Source organism: Bradyrhizobium sp. R2.2-H, from assembly GCF_004346455.1.
Lineage (GTDB): Bacteria > Pseudomonadota > Alphaproteobacteria > Rhizobiales > Xanthobacteraceae > Bradyrhizobium > Bradyrhizobium diversitatis.
Genome location: NZ_SMBR01000026.1, coordinates 11,819 through 28,492, shown reverse-complemented (window position 1 = coordinate 28,492; position 16,674 = coordinate 11,819). Strand labels below are relative to the sequence as shown.

16 protein-coding genes are annotated in these 16,674 nt (G+C 64.3%); 14 read left to right on the top strand and 2 right to left on the bottom strand.

Features of this window, described 5'->3' with window-relative positions; all coding sequences use genetic code 11:
• Positions 1-261: 261 nt before the first annotated feature.
• The 8 genes from EDE08_RS37200 (at position 262) to phoB (ending at position 8,143) form a co-directional block, all read left to right on the top strand.
• Positions 262-1,317: a lysylphosphatidylglycerol synthase domain-containing protein gene (locus EDE08_RS37200; RefSeq protein WP_131874652.1), complete on the top strand. Its 1,056-nt coding sequence runs from the start codon at positions 262-264 to the stop codon at positions 1,315-1,317.
• A gap of 65 nt (positions 1,318-1,382) precedes the next feature.
• Positions 1,383-2,681 (top strand): ATP-binding protein, encoded by a 1,299-nt coding sequence (locus tag EDE08_RS37195; protein WP_131874653.1) that lies wholly within the window; start codon positions 1,383-1,385, stop codon positions 2,679-2,681.
• A gap of 144 nt (positions 2,682-2,825) precedes the next feature.
• On the top strand, positions 2,826-3,839 hold the full coding sequence (pstS, locus tag EDE08_RS37190; RefSeq protein WP_131874654.1) for a phosphate ABC transporter substrate-binding protein PstS: 1,014 nt from the start codon (positions 2,826-2,828) through the stop codon (positions 3,837-3,839).
• Positions 3,840-4,017: 178 nt separating this feature from the next.
• Entirely contained in the window at positions 4,018-5,007 is a 990-nt protein-coding gene (pstC, locus tag EDE08_RS37185; protein WP_165936407.1) for a phosphate ABC transporter permease subunit PstC, read from the top strand.
• A 4-nt stretch (positions 5,008-5,011) separates the two neighbouring features.
• Positions 5,012-5,857, top strand: coding sequence for a phosphate ABC transporter permease PstA (gene pstA, locus EDE08_RS37180; RefSeq protein ID WP_131874656.1), 846 nt, complete (start codon positions 5,012-5,014; stop codon positions 5,855-5,857).
• Positions 5,854-6,675: a phosphate ABC transporter ATP-binding protein PstB gene (gene pstB / locus EDE08_RS37175; RefSeq protein ID WP_061879665.1), complete on the top strand. Its 822-nt coding sequence runs from the start codon at positions 5,854-5,856 to the stop codon at positions 6,673-6,675. Before pstA ends, pstB begins: the two co-directional genes overlap by 4 nt.
• An 11-nt stretch (positions 6,676-6,686) precedes the next feature.
• On the top strand, positions 6,687-7,403 hold the full coding sequence (phoU, locus tag EDE08_RS37170) for a phosphate signaling complex protein PhoU (protein WP_131874657.1): 717 nt from the start codon (positions 6,687-6,689) through the stop codon (positions 7,401-7,403).
• 32 nt (positions 7,404-7,435) lie between these two features.
• On the top strand, positions 7,436-8,143 hold the full coding sequence (phoB, locus tag EDE08_RS37165) for a phosphate regulon transcriptional regulator PhoB (protein ID WP_008143479.1): 708 nt from the start codon (positions 7,436-7,438) through the stop codon (positions 8,141-8,143).
• Between the two features lie 248 nt (positions 8,144-8,391).
• On the opposite strand, the gene EDE08_RS37160 is transcribed toward phoB, so the two are convergent.
• The gene (locus EDE08_RS37160; RefSeq protein WP_024337097.1) at positions 8,392-8,904 is read right to left on the bottom strand and encodes a GcrA family cell cycle regulator; all 513 of its coding nucleotides are present in this window, start codon (positions 8,902-8,904) and stop codon (positions 8,392-8,394) included.
• Between the two features lie 458 nt (positions 8,905-9,362).
• Here EDE08_RS37160 and EDE08_RS37155 point away from each other — a divergent pair, with 458 nt between their 5' ends.
• The 3 genes from EDE08_RS37155 (at position 9,363) to EDE08_RS37145 (ending at position 12,821) form a co-directional block, all read left to right on the top strand.
• Positions 9,363-10,571, top strand: a complete 1,209-nt coding sequence (locus EDE08_RS37155) for an aspartate aminotransferase family protein (protein ID WP_131874658.1) — start codon at positions 9,363-9,365, stop codon at positions 10,569-10,571.
• Positions 10,571-11,506, top strand: coding sequence for an ornithine carbamoyltransferase (gene argF, locus EDE08_RS37150; RefSeq protein ID WP_131874659.1), 936 nt, complete (start codon positions 10,571-10,573; stop codon positions 11,504-11,506). Before EDE08_RS37155 ends, argF begins: the two co-directional genes overlap by 1 nt.
• Positions 11,507-11,798: 292 nt before the next feature.
• Positions 11,799-12,821, top strand: a complete 1,023-nt coding sequence (locus EDE08_RS37145) for an Hsp33 family molecular chaperone (RefSeq protein ID WP_131874660.1) — start codon at positions 11,799-11,801, stop codon at positions 12,819-12,821.
• A 171-nt stretch (positions 12,822-12,992) separates the two neighbouring features.
• On the opposite strand, the gene apaG is transcribed toward EDE08_RS37145, so the two are convergent.
• Positions 12,993-13,385, bottom strand: coding sequence for a Co2+/Mg2+ efflux facilitator ApaG/CorD (apaG, locus tag EDE08_RS37135; RefSeq protein WP_024337101.1), 393 nt, complete (start codon positions 13,383-13,385; stop codon positions 12,993-12,995).
• Positions 13,386-13,585: 200 nt separating this feature from the next.
• On the opposite strand from apaG, the gene EDE08_RS37130 reads away from it, so the two are divergent.
• The 3 genes from EDE08_RS37130 to EDE08_RS37120 are packed head-to-tail and all read left to right on the top strand — an operon-like array spanning position 13,586 to position 16,620.
• Entirely contained in the window at positions 13,586-14,842 is a 1,257-nt protein-coding gene (locus EDE08_RS37130) for an OpgC domain-containing protein (protein ID WP_131874661.1), read from the top strand.
• Complete coding sequence (locus tag EDE08_RS37125; RefSeq protein ID WP_131874662.1) at positions 14,842-15,615, top strand: SGNH/GDSL hydrolase family protein; 774 nt, start codon at positions 14,842-14,844, stop codon at positions 15,613-15,615. The genes EDE08_RS37130 and EDE08_RS37125 overlap by 1 nt, the downstream gene beginning before the upstream one ends.
• Before the next feature lie 12 nt (positions 15,616-15,627).
• Complete coding sequence (locus tag EDE08_RS37120) at positions 15,628-16,620, top strand: SGNH/GDSL hydrolase family protein (RefSeq protein WP_131874663.1); 993 nt, start codon at positions 15,628-15,630, stop codon at positions 16,618-16,620.
• Positions 16,621-16,674 lie beyond the last annotated feature (54 nt).

The following is a 16,674-nucleotide window of genomic DNA, read 5'->3' as shown; positions in this document are numbered from 1 at the left end:
CAGGATTGCCATGGAGATTCGCGTCAAGCCTTGCCGCCGAAAGCGCCAAATCGTGCATCGGGAGCCGTAACCCTGCCTAAAATATTGAAGGCACGTGTTTTTGTTCGGATTGGCGAATTCCACTCCGCCCGAAAACGCGCTAGTGGAGGGGCAGGGGGTATGCGCGATGCCGGAGCCGACGGCGAGGGTTCGCTGGGTGCCTGTGCGTCGTCCGCCTGTCCGCCGGCCACCCTGGCCGCCGAAGCGTTGTTCGAGGTCTAGATGCTGGAAGCCATACGCAGGGCGATGTCGTTTCTGCGCCAGAAGCAAGTCCTGCATAAGCTTGGAGTTGTGATCAGCATCGCGGTCATCGGCATCGCTTGCTATGTGCTCTACCACATGCTGCGAGGCATCGATTTCAACGAGGTCCTCGAGGCGATCAAGAGCACCGAGCCGAGTCAGATTGCGATGGCGGCGCTGTTCGTCGCTGCGGGCTATTTCACCCTGACCTTCTACGACCTCTTCGCCACGCGCGCGATCGGCCATTCCCATGTGCCCTATCGCATCAACGCGCTCGCGGCCTTCACCAGCTATTCGATCGGCCACAATGTCGGCGCCAGCGTCTTCACCGGCGGCGCGGTGCGCTACCGGATCTATTCTGCTTATGGGCTGAACGCGATCGACGTCGCAAAAATCTGCTTCCTCGCCGGCCTGACTTTCTGGCTAGGCAATGCCGCCGTGCTCGGCCTCGGCATCGCCTATCACCCGGAGGCCGCCGCCTCGATCGACCAGCTTCCGCCCTGGCTGAACCGGACGCTGGCGCTGATGATCATCGTGGCGCTGATCGGCTACGTGGTCTGGGTCTGGACCCAGCCGCGGGTGGTCGGCCGCGGCCCCTGGACCGTGGTGCTGCCGGGCGGCCCGCTGACGCTGCTTCAGATCGCGATCGGCATCGTCGATCTCGGTTTCTGCGCGCTGGCGATGTATGTCCTGGTGCCGGACGAGCCCCATGTCGGCTTCGTCGTGGTTGCGGTGATCTTCGTCTCGGCCACCCTGCTCGGCTTTGCCAGCCATTCCCCGGGGGGGCTCGGCGTGTTCGACGCCGCCATGCTGGTCGGCCTCTGGCAGATGGACCGGGAGGAGCTTCTGGGCGGCATGCTGCTGTTCCGCGTCCTCTATTATCTGTCTCCCTTCGTCCTATCTGTAATCTTGCTGACGCTTCGCGAAGTTATCATCGGCGCGCGATCGAAGCGCTTGCAACAGGCGGCGCTCAAGCTGGACCCCGGCCCGGCGCGCGAAGCCGCCTATGTGCGAGAGCGTAGCGACAGCGGCGCCTGACTGGTGCCAGGCCCTTAATTAAGACAAGGTCCTTAGGAAAAGTCCCTCAGGAGAAGCCCGCCCCGATGGCGATCGACGCCCCATCTTCTCCCCCCGCCCAGCCCTGGTCCGACCGGCTGCGGCACTCGACCATCATCCTGATCGCCGCGGCGCTGGCGCTGTCCGTCGTGGTCTCGCTCGGCGAATTGTCGGCGCTGCACGCCGCGATCGTGTTCCTCTGCATCGCGGCCGCAGCCCTGATCCCGTGGCGGCTGCATGATCCCGCGGCCTCCCGCGACGACGTCAGGCGCATCAACCCGGTCGAGAGCGCGGCGGTGGCCGCGGTGGTCGCCGGCATGCCGGATCCGGCGGTGCTGCTCGACCGTGCGGGTCGCGTCATCCATCTCAATGCCGCCGCCGCCCAGCTCGCGCCGGCGCTGCGCCGGAACGAGCTCGCCCAGTTCGCGCTGCGCTCGCCGGAGATCATCACGGCGCTGCGCGAGGCGATCGCCACCACCGAGCCGCGGCGTGCGACCTATCTCGACCATGTTCCGGTCGATCGCTGGATGGAGCTCATGATCACGCCGGTTCCGGTGCCGACCAGCTTCGGCGGCGCCGATAAATGCATGCTGATGACCTTCCACGACCAGACCCCGCTGCGCCGGGTCGAGGAGATGCGCGCCGACTTCGTCGCCAATGCCAGCCACGAGCTGCGCACCCCGCTGGCCGCGCTGTCGGGCTTCATCGACACGCTGCAGGGCCAGGCCAAGGACGATCCCAAGGCGCGCGAACGGTTCCTCGGTATCATGCACAACCAGGCCACGCGCATGGCGCGCCTGATCGACGATCTGCTGTCGCTGTCGCGGGTCGAGCTGTCGGCCCATGTCCGGCCCGACACCCTGGTCGACCTCATACCGATCATCCGCCAGGTCGCCGACGGGCTCGAGCCGCTGGCGCGCGAGCGCCAGGTCGAGGTGGAGATCGATCTGCCGGAGCCGCCGGTGATGATCGCAGGGGACCGCGAGGAACTGCTCCGCCTGTTCGAGAACCTGATCGAGAACGCGCTCAAATACGGCGCTTCCGGCGGACGCGTCATCGTGTCGCTGACATCAAGCGTCGCCACTGATGGAACTCAGGAAATCCGGGTCCTGGTCCGCGATTTCGGCCCCGGCATCGCGCCCGAGCACCTGCCGCGGCTGACCGAGCGCTTCTATCGGGTGGACGTCGGCGACAGCCGCTCGCAGGGCGGGACTGGGCTCGGATTATCGCTGGTGAAACATATTCTTAACCGCCATCGCGGCCGACTTCTGATCGAGAGCGTGCCCAGGCAGGGCGCGACTTTCACGGCGTGTTTTCCCCAGGCGAGGATTTCGGCTTCGGCCTAAAAATCAAGCGAATTCAATCGCTTGGTTGCGTCATCCAACTGTCACGAAACCTTCGTAAAAGCACAGCCGACCGCTCCTAAACGGGCGGTGTGGGGAGCGCGATCGGGCGCGGATGGCGCTTCGTTCCCCTGTATGGAGACCAGCATGAATTTCCTCAAAACCATGGTCGCTGCTGGCTTGATCGCCGCATCGACGACGGCAGCCTTTGCGGCCGACATCACCGGCGCCGGCGCGACGTTCCCGTTCCCGCTCTATTCCAAGTGGGCTGACGCCTACAAGAAGGAGACCGGCAACGGTTTGAACTACCAGTCGATCGGTTCGGGCGGCGGCATCAAGCAGATCCAGGCCAAGACCGTGACCTTCGGCGCGAGCGATATGCCCCTCAAGCCCGAGCAACTTGAAAAGGACGGAATGATCCAATGGCCGCAGGCGATGGGCGCCTTGGTGCCGGTCGTCAATCTCGAAGGGATCAAGTCGGGCGAGCTGGTGTTTTCTGGCGAGTTGCTGGGCGACATCTATCTGGGCAAGGTCAAGACATGGAATGACCCGGCGATCGCCAAGCTGAATCCCAAGGTGAAGCTCCCCTCGGACGCCATCACCGTCGTGCGTCGGTCGGACGGCTCCGGCACCACGTTCATCTGGACCGATTTCCTTACGAAGACGAATGCCGAGTGGAAGTCGAAGGTCGGTGCCGGTACCGCGGTCGAGTGGCCAACGGGTGTTGGCGCCAAAGGCAATGAAGGCGTCGCCGGCAATGTCAGCCAGACCAAGAACTCGATCGGTTATGTCGAGTATGCCTATGCCAAGCAAAACAAGCTGACCTACGGCGCCCTGATCAACAAGTCTGGTAAGACCGTGCAGCCGACTGTTGCGGCCTTCCAGGCTGCAGCCGCCAACGCCGACTGGGCCGGCTCCAAGAACTATTATGTGATCCTGACCGACCAGCCCGGTGAGACGTCGTGGCCGATTACCGGCGCGACCTTCATCTTGATGCACAAGGATGCGACCGACAAGGCGGCGTCCCAGGAAGCCATCAAGTTCTTCAAGTGGGCGTTCGAGAAGGGCGACAAGATGGCGGAGGAGCTCGACTACATCCCGATGCCCGACACGGTCGTGAAGCAGATCGAGAAGACGTGGGCTGCCGAGATCAAGAGCTGATTGCAGCGTACTGAAACTCGCGCTCCGCCTCGGCGGGCGCGAGTGAAAGAGCGGCCCGGAATCCCAGGATTCCGGGTCCTTGAGACCACCCGGAACGACGCGGGCAAACCGTCGAAAACGACCGCCTTTGGCGGCATGCAGATGGCGTAAGGCAAAACAGGGGATCGGCGTGGCAGAGATGGCCGTTCAGAGCGATGTAATCGACGATGCCGGACCGTATGATCGCGCCAAGGCCTTGGGCGCGTTCAAGCTCGGTGACATCACCTTCTACTGGATCACGCGGCTTTCCGCGATCTCGGTGCTGCTCATTCTCGGCGGCATCATCCTTTCGCTGATCGTGGGCGCCTTCCCGGCGATCAAGGAATACGGCCTGTCGTTCCTGTGGACGCAGCGCTGGGCCCCTTCGGCCGATCCGCCCGTGCTCGGCGCGCTCGGGCCGATGTACGGCACGCTCGTCACCTCCTTCATCGCGATGCTGATCGCCATTCCCGTCGGTCTGGGCATTGCGATCTTCCTCACCGAGCTTTGTCCGCAATGGCTGCGCCGCCCGATCGGCATGGCGATCGAGCTGCTCGCCGGCATTCCCTCGATCATCTACGGCATGTGGGGCTTCTTCGTGCTGGGCCCGTTCCTGGCCAACACCTTCCAGCCCTTCATGATCCGGGTGTTCGACGGCGTGCCCGTGCTCGGCGCGATCTTCGCAGGTCCCCCGTCCTATCTCAGCCTGTTCAATGCCGCGCTGATCCTCGCCATCATGGTGCTGCCCTTCATCACCTCGATCTCGGTCGACGTGTTCAAGACGGTGCCGCCGGTGCTGAAGGAAGCCGCCTACGGCGTCGGCTGCACCACGTGGGAAGTCGTGCGCAGCGTGGTGATCCCCTATACCCGCGTCGGCATCATCGGCGGCGTCATGCTGGCGCTGGGCCGCGCGCTCGGCGAGACGATGGCGGTGACCTTCATCATCGGCAATTCGTTCCGCATCTCTTCATCGATTTTCGCCCCGGGCACCACGATCTCGGCGGCGATCGCATCCGAGTTCGCCGAGAGCGACGGCCTGCACCAGTCCGGCCTGATCCTGCTCGGCCTGCTCCTGTTCGTGCTGACGTTCTTCGTGCTCGCGGCCGCGCGGCTGATGCTGATGCGCTTGGAAACCAAGGCCGGAAAGTGAAGCCATGAACCCGATCTATTCGCGCCGCCGCCGCTGGGACATCGTCATCCGCGGCCTCTGCATCGCAGCCGCCGCCTTCGGCGTCACCTGGCTCGCGCTGATCCTGATCACGCTGCTGTACAACGGTCTGGCCGGGCTCAACCTTCAGGTCTTCACCGCAGACACGCCGCCGCCCGGATCGACCGAGGGCGGCCTGCGCAACGCCATCGTCGGCTCGGTGATCATGACCGTGATCGGCGTCGGCATCGGCGCGCCGCTCGGCATGTTCGCCGGCACCTATCTTGCCGAATACGGCCGCAACGACAGGCTGACCTCGGTGATCCGGTTCATCAACGACATCCTGCTCTCGGCGCCCTCGATCATCATCGGCCTGTTCATCTACGGTGCGGTCGTGGTGCCGATGCGAGGCTTCTCGGCCATCGCCGGCGCGCTGGCGCTCGCCGTGATCGTGATCCCGGTCGTGGTGCGCACCACGGAGGACATGCTGCTGCTGGTGCCGAACCCGCTGCGTGAAGCCGCCAGCGCACTCGGCCTGCCGCGTTCGCTGGTGATCAAGCGCATCGCCTACCGTGCGGCGCGCTCGGGCCTCATCACCGGCGTGCTGCTCGCCACCGCCCGCGTCGCCGGCGAGACCGCGCCGCTGCTGTTCACCGCGCTGTCCAACCAGTTCTTCAGCCTCGGCCTGGACAAGACGATGGCCAACCTGCCGGTGACCATCAACAACTTCGTGCAGAGCCCCTACGCCTACTGGAAGCAACTCGCCTGGAGCGGCGCGCTGCTGATCACCCTGACTGTGCTTGCCCTGAACATTGGCGCCCGCATCCTTGGTGCCGAGAGGACCGCAAAATGAGTGAAATGTCTATTTCCGTAAGCGCGCCGACCGTTCATCCCGGCTCGCAGCCGCTGCCCGAGGCGCCTGCCAAGGTCACCGCGCGCAACCTCAATTTCTACTACGGTGAGCACCATGCGCTGAAGAACATCAATCTGGCACTGGGCACCAATCGCGTCACGGCCTTCATCGGCCCGTCCGGCTGCGGCAAGTCGACCCTGCTGCGCATCTTCAACCGGATGTACGACCTCTACCCGGGCCAGCGCGCCACCGGCCAGCTGTTGCTCGACCATACCAACATGCTCGACCCCAAGCTCGACCTCAATCTGCTGCGCGCCCGGGTCGGCATGGTGTTCCAGAAGCCGACCCCGTTCCCGATGACGATCTACGAGAACATCGCCTTCGGCATCCGCCTCTACGAAAAGATCTCGAAGTCCGAGATGGACGATCGCGTGGAGAAGGCGTTGCGCGGCGGCGCGCTGTGGAACGAGGTCAAGGACAAGCTCAACGCCTCCGGCCTGTCGCTCTCCGGCGGCCAGCAGCAGCGCCTCTGCATTGCCCGCACCGTCGCGGTGCGGCCCGAGGTGATCCTGTTCGACGAGCCGTGCTCGGCGCTCGACCCGATCTCGACCGCCAAGGTCGAGGAGCTGATCCAGGAATTGTCCGAGAACTACACGATCGCGATCGTCACGCACAACATGCAGCAGGCGGCGCGCGTCTCCGACAAGACCGCCTTCATGTATCTCGGCGAGTTGATCGAGTTCGACGACACCAGCAAGATCTTCACGTCGCCGAGCGACCGGCGCACGCAGGATTACATCACCGGCCGGTTCGGCTGAGGAGACGGAACATGGGTTCTGAACATACCGCAAAGGCTTTCGATACCGACCTCCAGGAACTCACGCGCCTGGTCGCCGAGATGGGCGGCATCGCCGAGCGCATGATCGTCGATTCCGTCGACGCGCTGATCCGCCGCGACGTCACGCTCGGTCAGCGCGTCGTCGCCACCGACGCCGAACTCGACATGCTGCAGAAGCGCATCGAGGAGCGCGCCGTGCTCACCATCGCCCGGCGCCAGCCGATGGCCGTTGATCTGCGCGAGATCGTCGGAGCCATGCGCGTCGCGACCGATCTCGAGCGCATCGGCGATCTCGCCAAGAACATGGGCAAGCGCGTCGCGGCGCTGGAGACGGATTTTCATCCGCTGAAACTGTTCCGCGGCCTGGAACACATGACCGACCTCGTGCAGCAGCAGGTCAAGTCGGTGCTGGACGCCTATGCCGCGCACGATCTGCCGGCAGCGATGGCGGTGTGGAAGGGCGACGAGGAAGTCGACGCCATCTGCACCTCGCTGTTCCGCGAACTTCTCACCTACATGATGGAGGATCCGCGCAACATCTCGTTCTGCATCCATTTGATGTTCTGTGCCAAGAACATCGAGCGGATCGGCGACCACGCCACCAACATCGCCGAGACCGTGTTCTACATGATCGAGGGTCAGGCGATCACCGACAAGCGGCCGAAGGGCGACATGACGACCTTCGCCACGACGGTGCCGAATACCTAAGCGGTGCCGAGTACCCAAGGAGCGACGACAACATGGGCGCACGCATTATGGTGGTTGAGGACGAGGAAGCTCTCACCGAGCTTCTTCGCTACAACCTCGAAGGCGACGGCTATGACGTTGAGACGGTGATGCGCGGCGATGACGCCGACACCCGCCTCAAGGAGCACATTCCCGATCTGATCGTGCTCGACTGGATGCTGCCGGGCCTGTCGGGCATCGAGCTGTGCCGGCGGCTGCGCACCCGTCCCGAAACCAAGCAACTGCCGATCATCATGCTGACCGCGCGCGGCGAGGAAAGCGAGCGGGTGCGGGGACTTGCGACCGGTGCCGACGACTACATCGTCAAGCCGTTCTCGGTGCCGGAGCTGCTGGCCCGCGTGAAGGGCCTGCTCAGGCGCGCCAGCCCCGAGCGGCTCGCCACCGTGCTCGCCTATGGCGACATCGAGCTCGACCGCGACAAGCGCCGCGTGGCGCGTTCGGGCCGGCCGATCGATCTCGGCCCGACCGAATATCGTCTGCTGGAGTTCTTCCTGGAGCATCCCGGCCGCGTGTTCTCGCGCGAGCAGCTGCTCGACAGCGTCTGGGGCCGTGACATCTACATCGATGAGCGCACTGTCGACGTCCACATCGGCCGCCTGCGCAAGCTGCTCAATCTCGGCCGCGAGCAGGATCCGATCCGTACCGTCCGCGGCGCCGGCTATGCGCTGGACGATCGTTTCGCGAAGGCGGAGCAGACGTAGGCCGGTTTAGCGAGCCGCGGCTACAACATCGGTGTCGTCCCGGACAAGCGTAAGCGCAGATCCGGGATCCATAACCACAGACAGTGCTTATCCTGCGAAAAAGTAGCTCCGAGTCGCCGTAACCAGATCCTGCGGTGGCTATGGATCCCGGATCTGCGCGCGCCCGTGGCGCGCTTGTCCGGGACGACATCGGATGTGTTGAGGCACCGTCGTGCGACGGCTGCAGTCAGCCAACTAAATCCGCAAACTCACCGCGTGCCCGGCTTCGCCGGTGCGCGACGGCGGTCCGCTGCGGGTTGATACGCCACGCGCGAATGCTGGGCGCAGTAGGGCAGGCCGGAGAGCGCCTTGCCGCCGCAGAAGAAGAAATCCGGGCTCGAGGGATCGCCGACCGGCCAGTGGCAGGTCGCCTCGTTCAATTCCAGCAGTGACAGCCGCTGGCTCATCGGCACCACATTGTCGTAGGTGACGGGTTCGGCCTCGACCTCGACCTCGAAGGCCTGCGCCAGCGCGGTGTTGCCGCGGGCAACGGGGCGGGTCACCCGCATCATGTGCTGTGCGGGGCGCGCCTTGCGCGGCCGGGGCGCTGCCGACGAAGGGCTCTTGGCGCGGCCGGACAAGCCGAGCCGGTGCACTTTGCCGATCACGGCATTGCGGGTCACATTGCCGAGCTCAGCCGCGATCTGGCTGGCCGAAAGTCCGGCCTCCCAAAGCTTCTTCAGCTGCTCGACGCGATCATCGGACCAGGTCAAAACCGTCATTGCACCCTTTCCCTCGCTGCGCGCCTGCCATCCTGGGGCCTTCGCAGCGATTGCCTAAGCCTTCAAAAACCCGTGCCGCCAGAATCCCTTAAGGCTCGCCGGGCGCGCTCAAGACGCCCGAACGTTTACGCCGGTACATGAGGACTTAAGGGATCAGAACTGCTGCACGAGATGTCGTATCTGACAGTCCAAACGCTACAATATGGCGTGACTCCCGCGCAAGAGTCCGCCGACTCGCGTCCACATGTTCCGTGGTGAAAAACCCGCAAAATCGGCACCGCAAGACTACGGATTCAGCGTTTCGCGGGGCTTTCCGGGCGGCATTGACACCCGTCTTGCCAAGCATAAGATAGTGCCACGTGCCGCCCTTAAAAGGCGGCACGTTTCGTTTTCCGGGCCGGTCAATGGTGCGTTGCGCAATGCACGCGTCACACCGTCCGCAACATTCAAGTGACGTCATGACCAACAGCGCCGCGCCGCATTTGCTCCCCGTTTTCGCCAGGGCCGACCTCGGTTTCGAGCGCGGAGAAGGCTGCTGGTTGATCGCGACCAATGGGGATCGCTATCTCGATTTCACTTCCGGCGTGGCGGTGAATGCGCTCGGCCATGCGCATCCCACGCTGGTCAAGGCGTTGCAGGAGCAGGCGACGAAGCTCTGGCACATGTCGAACCTGTTCCAGAGCCCGGACGGCGAGAAGCTCGCGGCGCGTCTGTGCAATGAAAGTTTTGCCGACTTCGTGTTCTTCTGCAATTCCGGCGCCGAGGCGCTGGAAGGCGTGATCAAGCTGGTGCGCCACCATCACTTCTCCAAGGGCCATCCCGAACGCTATCGCATCATCACCTTCGAGGGCGCCTTCCATGGCCGCACGCTGGCGACGCTGGCCGCAACCGGTTCTGCAAAATATCTCGAGGGCTTCGGCCCGCCGATGGACGGCTTCGATCAGGTGCCGCATGGCGACCTGGAAGCCGTGAAGAAGGCGATCGGCCCGCACACCGCCGGCATTCTCATCGAGCCGATCCAGGGCGAGGGCGGCGTTCGTTCTGCGCCTCCCGCCTTCCTGAAGGCGCTGCGCGAGCTCTGCAATGAGCGCGGCCTATTGCTCGCCTTCGACGAGGTACAGACCGGCATGGGCCGCACCGGCGAACTCTTTGCCTACAAGCGCACCGGCGTCGTGCCCGACGTGATGTCGCTGGCGAAGGCGCTCGGTGGCGGTTTCCCGATCGGCGCAGTGCTTGCCACCGCGGACGCTGCGCGCGGCATGGGGCCGGGCTCGCACGGTTCGACCTTCGGCGGCAATCCGCTCGCCATCTCGGCTGCGAACGCCGTGCTCGACGTCATGCTCAAGCCCGGCTTCTTCGATCACGTGCAGAAAATGTCGCTGCTGCTGAAACAGAAGCTCGCCTCCGTGATCGATCGCCATCACGATGTCGTCAGCGAGGTGCGCGGCGAGGGGCTCCTGATCGGCATCAAGGCCGTGGTGCCCTCGGGCGACCTCGTCGCGGCGCTGCGCGCCGAAAAATTGCTCACCGTCGGAGCCGGCGACAATGTCGTGCGCTTCCTGCCGCCCTTGATCGTGACCGAGGCCGAGATCGAAGACAGCGTCGGGCGGCTCGAACGCGCCTGCACGGCGATCTCGTCCAGCCAGACCAAGCGGGCGGCAAGCTGATGAGCAAGACGCCCAACAAAGCTCCAAAGCACTTTTTGGACATCAACGAGCTGCCGCTGTCGGAGCTCAAGAGCATGCTCGCCGCCTCGTCCGCCATGAAGGCGAAGCAGAAGGCGCACCAGCCGGTCAGGCCGCTCGAAGGCAAGACGCTGGCGATGATCTTCGAGCGGCCCTCGACGCGGACGCGGGTGTCGTTCGATGTCGCCATGCGCCAGCTCGGCGGCGAGCCCATCATGCTCACCGGCGCCGAGATGCAGCTCGGTCGCGGCGAGACCATCGCCGACACCGCGCGGGTGCTGTCGCGCTATGTCGATGCCATCATGATCCGCATCCTCAATCACGAGGCGCTGCTGGAGCTTGCGGCCTATGCGACCGTGCCCGTGATCAACGGCCTGACGCGGCGGTCGCATCCCTGCCAGGTGATGGCCGACCTCATGACCTATGAGGAGCATCGCGGCCCGATCGAGGGCAAGACGGTGGCCTGGACCGGCGACGACAATAACGTGCTGGCGTCCTGGGCCCATGCCGCCGAGCGCTTCAAATTCCAGCTCAACGTCGCAACGCCTCCGGAGCTCGCGCCGAAGAAGGCAATGCGCGACTGGATCAAGACGTCAAGCGCGCCGATCGTGCTCGGCACCGATCCGGAAGCCGCCGTGCGCGGCGCCGACTGCGTCGTCACCGACACCTGGGTGTCGATGGGCGACAAGGAGGGCGAGCATCGCCACAACGTGCTCAAGCCCTACCAGGTCAATGCCAAGCTGATGTCGCTGGCCAAGCCCGATGCACTGTTCATGCACTGCCTGCCGGCCCATCGCGGCGAGGAGGTCACGGATGACGTGATCGACGGGCCGCAATCGGTCGTTTTCGACGAAGCCGAGAACCGTCTGCATGCGCAGAAGGGCATTTTGGCCTGGTGCTTCGACGCGGTGAAGTAGGCGCGCTGGAAGCCCGGCTGCAGCCTCACAAGCAACTGTCGTCCCGGACAAGCGCGCCAAAAGCGCGCGCCGATCCGGGATCCATAACCACAGGAAGTCGTTTGGCGAAGACTCGGAGTTGTCATCGCTGGCTGCAACGTAGTCCTGTGGTTGATGGGTCCCGGATCTGCGCTTACGCTTGTCCGGGACGACATCGAGTTCGAGGTTGGCTTGATACGGTTCAATCCGCACCCCGGAACACGCCACCCCGCGCCCCCTTCCATTCTCAGCCTCCGACCCCAGATAAAGCGCCATGGTTTCCCAATCCCCTGACATGAAAACCGGGCCAGAAGGCCCGGTTCGCGCGCCATCACCGGTTCCGATCGACGACGCCGTGCTGCCTTACGAGGTCGACGCGCTCGATGTGCGCGGGCGGTTGGTGCGGCTCGGCCCGGCGCTCGACGATATCCTGACCAAGCACGATTATCCCGCACCCGTCGGCAAGCTGCTCGGTGAAGCCATCGTGCTGACGACGTTGCTCGGCACCGCACTGAAATTCGAAGGTCGCTTCATTCTTCAGGCCCAGACCGACGGTCCGGTGTCGTTCCTGGTCGTCGACTACATGGCGCCGGATCGCCTGCGCGCCTATGCGCGCTTTGACGCCGAACGCCTCGGCGAGGCCAAGGACGCCGGCGCGCTGCTCGGCCGCGGCCATCTCGCCATGACCATCGACCAGGGCCCCGACATGAGCCGCTACCAGGGCCTGGTTGCGCTCGACGGCGGCAGCCTGGAAGACGCCGCGCACGAATATTTTCTCCGCTCCGAGCAGATCCCGACGCGGGTGCGCCTTGCGGTCGGCGAGGAGTGGCGCTCGAGCGACGGCGGCAAGCATCGCTGGCGGGCCGGGGGCATGCTGATGCAGTTTCTGCCGAAGGCGCCGGAGCGCGCCCGGCAGGCCGATCTGCATCCCGGCGATGCGCCTGAAGGTGTCGAAGTGCACAGTGTCGCCGAAGACGACGCCTGGGTCGAGGCGCGTTCGCTGATCGAGACCGTCGAAGACGTCGAGCTGATCGATCCCGAACTCTCGGGCGAGCGGCTGCTCTACCGTCTCTTCCACGAGCGCGGCGTGCGCGTGTTCAATCCGCAGGTCCTCAAGGCGCAGTGCTCCTGCTCGCGCAATGCGGTCGCCTCGATGCTGAAGAGCTTCTCGCCCGACGACCGCGCCGCGATGGTCAAGGACGACAAGGTTGTCGTCACCTGCGAGTTCTGCTCGTCGGTGTACCAGTTCTCGCCCCACGAGGCGGGCGTGGAAGACGCGTTGCGTCTCCGTCGCTGAACTCGCAATTGACGAGTGGAGCAGTGCCCCACGCGCGGTGTCATCGCCCGACTTGATCGGGCGATCCAGTACTCCGAGACGATGCTAATCGAAGCGAGAGGCCGCGGCGTACTGGATGCCCCGGTCGAGCCGGGGCATGACAGTTGTGAGTGTTGCCGCGAACTTGCCCTCCTAATTCAACACCCGCTTGTTGTCGGGACTGTCGAGCGAGAACGTCGGCACGTCGATCTCGAAGCGCTCGCCGGTTTCGCTGACCATCTGGTAGCGGCCGGTCATGAAGCCCGAGGCGGTCGAGAGCGGTACGCCGGAGGTGTATTCGAAGCGCTCGCCGGGGGCCAGGATCGGCTGCTCGCCGACCACCCCCTCGCCCTTCACCTCCTGCTGGCGGCCAGAGGCATCGGTAATGATCCAGTGCCGCGTCTTGAGCTGCACGGTCTCCTCGCCCGAATTGGTGATGACGATGGTGTAGGACCAGAAATAGCGCGAGCGGTCGGCCGACGACTGCTCCGGAACAAAATTCGGCTCAACGGTCACTTCGATCTGGCGGGTCACGGCGCGGTACATGGTTGCTATAATAGCCAAATCCGTCCCGGGAACCAAACGCCACAGACGGCTTTGGCGACATCGTCCCGCCAGAATTCGAAGGGAAGGACACCCCCCAAGAGGGAGATTCCCTTGTACGATCCGGGCCGCTTTGCGAGACGACGGCGAGACCCTTACATTCTTTCAACGTGGCGTTTTACGGAAGGGTTCTTAGGTCCCCGATGACCATTGCCGACCAAGTGACGGGATCGACGATCGCGGGGACCGGCGAGGCCAGACCCGCAGGGACCAAGCCGCGCGCGGCCGCGCCGGCCATCACGCTGCCCGCCATCGGCGAGCGCGAGCTCCGGCTCGATCTGTTCCGCGGGCTCGCGCTGTGGCTGATCTTCATCGACCACCTGCCGCCGAGTCTGTTGACCTGGTTCACGATCCGCAATTACGGCTTCAGCGACGCCACCGAGATCTTCATCTTCATCTCCGGCTACACCGCCGCCTTCGTCTACGGCCGGGCGATGCTGGAGAGCGGCGTCCTCATCGCCACCGCGCGCATCCTGCGCCGGGTCTGGCAGATCTACGTCGCCCACGTCTTCCTGTTCACGATCTTCCTTGCCGAAATCTCCTATGTGGCGACCAGGTTCGAGAACCCGCTCTACACCGAAGAGATGGGCATCATGGACTTCCTCAAGCAGCCGGACGTCACCATCGTACAGGCGCTGCTCCTGCGCTTCCGACCCGTCAACATGGACGTGCTGCCGCTCTACATCGTGCTGATGCTGGCGCTGCCCCTGATCCTGTGGTCGATGAAATGGCGACCCGACGTCACCCTCGGCCTTTCGGTCCTGCTCTACGCGGTCACCTGGGAGTACGATCTCTATCTGTCGGCCTATCCGAACGGCTTCTGGGCCTTCAATCCCTTTGCCTGGCAATTGCTGTTCGTGTTCGGTGCATGGTGCGCGCTCGGAGGTGCGCGACGCATGTCGCGTATTCTGTCGTCACGCATCACGATGTGGCTGGCGATCGCTTATCTCGTCGCGTCGTTCTACGTGACGCTGACCTGGTATGTGCCGCAGCTTTCCCAGTTCATGCCGAAGCTGATCGAGCAATGGATGTATCCGATCAACAAGACCGATCTCGACGTGCTGCGCTTCACGCATTTTCTGGCGCTGGCCGCGCTCACGGTGCGCTTCCTGCCGCGGGACTGGCCGGGGCTGAAGTCGCCTTGGCTGCGGCCGCTGATCCTGTGCGGCCAGCATTCCCTCGAGATCTTCTGTCTCGGCGTCTTCCTTGCCTTCGCCGGCCACTTCATCCTGGCCGAAGTCTCCGGCGGTGCAGCCATGCATGCCTTGATTAGTCTCTCCGGAGTCCTGATCATGTGGGGGGTGGCCTGGGTCATTTCGTGGTACAAGCGCGTGGCTGACAAGAGCGGTGCGAAGACCAAAAACGCCGTCGGCAACGCCGATCTGGCGGGAGGGGGCTGATGAAGGCGAAGGTCCTCCTGAGCCTGATCCTGCTATGCGTCGCCGCCCCTGTGGCGCGCGCGGGCGATGCTGCGCCCACGGCTCCCCCCGCGCCCCCTTCCTGCGAATTGCCGGCCTATCTGCTGACCAGCGAAAGCCCACTGCCGAAGGTCGCCGCTGCCGTCAAGGCCGGTAAGCCGCTGGAGATCCTGGTCATCGGCAGCCGCTCGACGACCATTCCATCTTCGGAGAACAGCTCGTACCCGGCGCGCATGGAGGCGATCCTCAAGGAGAAGCTGCCGCCGCCGGAGGTGGTGCATGTCTCCGTAGAAATACAGAGCAAGAAAACGGCAGAGGAGACCGCCTCCACTTTCGTTAAGCTGATGGAAGCAAAAACGCCTACGTTGGTCATCTGGCAGACCGGGACCGTGGACGCTATTCGCGCCAGTGATCCCGACGAGTTTCGCAGTGCCGTCACCGAAGGGGTTGCTGCGTTGCAAAATGCAGGGGCTGACGTCGTCTTGATGAATCTGCAGTATAGTCCACGCACTGAAACCATGATCTCGGCGCAGCCTTTTCTCGATAATATGCGGGTGGTGGCGCAGGAGCACGGTATTCCGCTGTTCGATCGTTTCGCGATCATGCGGCAGTGGAATGATCAGGGTCAGTTCGACCTGTTCAGCCCGTCCCGCGGGCCCGAGCTGGCGAAGCAGGTCCATGATTGCCTTGGCCGGGCGTTGGCACAGTTCGTGTTCGACGCAGCCCGTCTCGAGCCGGCCCAGCAGCAAAATTGAGGTCTAGCGTTAATGAGTTCTCTCCGCCCTTTTTGCCTGACGACATGGCTGGCCGCGCCCGCAGCCGCGGCGCTGTTGTTGCTGACGCCCGCCTCGAAATCCTATGCCCAGACGCCAGCCGCCCAGGCGACAGCCGCCCCCGCGCAGTCGGCTGATCCCGCTTCCGCTTCGCCCTCCCAGACCACCGTCGCTGCGACGTCGCCCGAGCAGCGCGGCATCACGGCGCGCGCCATCGACAAGGTGAAGCAGGCCGCCAAATCCGCCAGCGACATCTTCAACCGTGTGCCATGCCAGCCGCCGAAGGACGGTTCGAAGGCGATGGGCTCGCTGCCGCACGTTGCTGGCAAGCTCGTCGCCGGCCAGCCCGTCGTCATCGTCGCGTTCGGCTCGTCGTCGACTCAAGGGTTCGGCGCGAGCTCGCCGGAGTTCAATTACCCCAATCGTCTCGCCGCGCAGCTGCGCCGGCAATATCCGACCGCCGACATCAGCGTCATCAATGCCGGCGTCGGCGGCGAGGACGCCCCCGAGATGATGAAGCGCCTCCAGACGCAGGTGATCGACAGGCATCCGGATCTCGTGATCTGGCAGGTCGGCACCAACGCCGTGCTGCGCAATCTCGATCCCGGCGAAACCGCCAAGATGGTGGAGGACGGCATCAGCCGCATCCAGGCCGCGGGCGGCGCCGACATCGTGCTGGTCGATCCGCAATATTCGCCGGCCGTCAACCAGCGCGCCGAGAGCGCAGGCAAGATGGTGAAGCTGCTCAGCAAGGTCGCCGAGCTCCGCCACGTCGGAATCTTCCCGCGCTTCGAGGTGATGCGCGACTGGCATGAAAAGCAGGCCATTCCGGTCGAGGGCTTCGTGATCGCCGATGGCCTGCACATGAACGATTGGGGCTATGCCTGCTTCGCTCAGCTGCTGGGTGACGACATCATCCGTTCCGTCGGCCAGATCAAGCTCGGGGTGAACGTGCCCGCGGACGTGCGGACGTACCGGCCGATGTGAGAGGGCGAATAGGGAATGGCGAGTAGCGAATAGATCGACCTATTCGCCAATCAC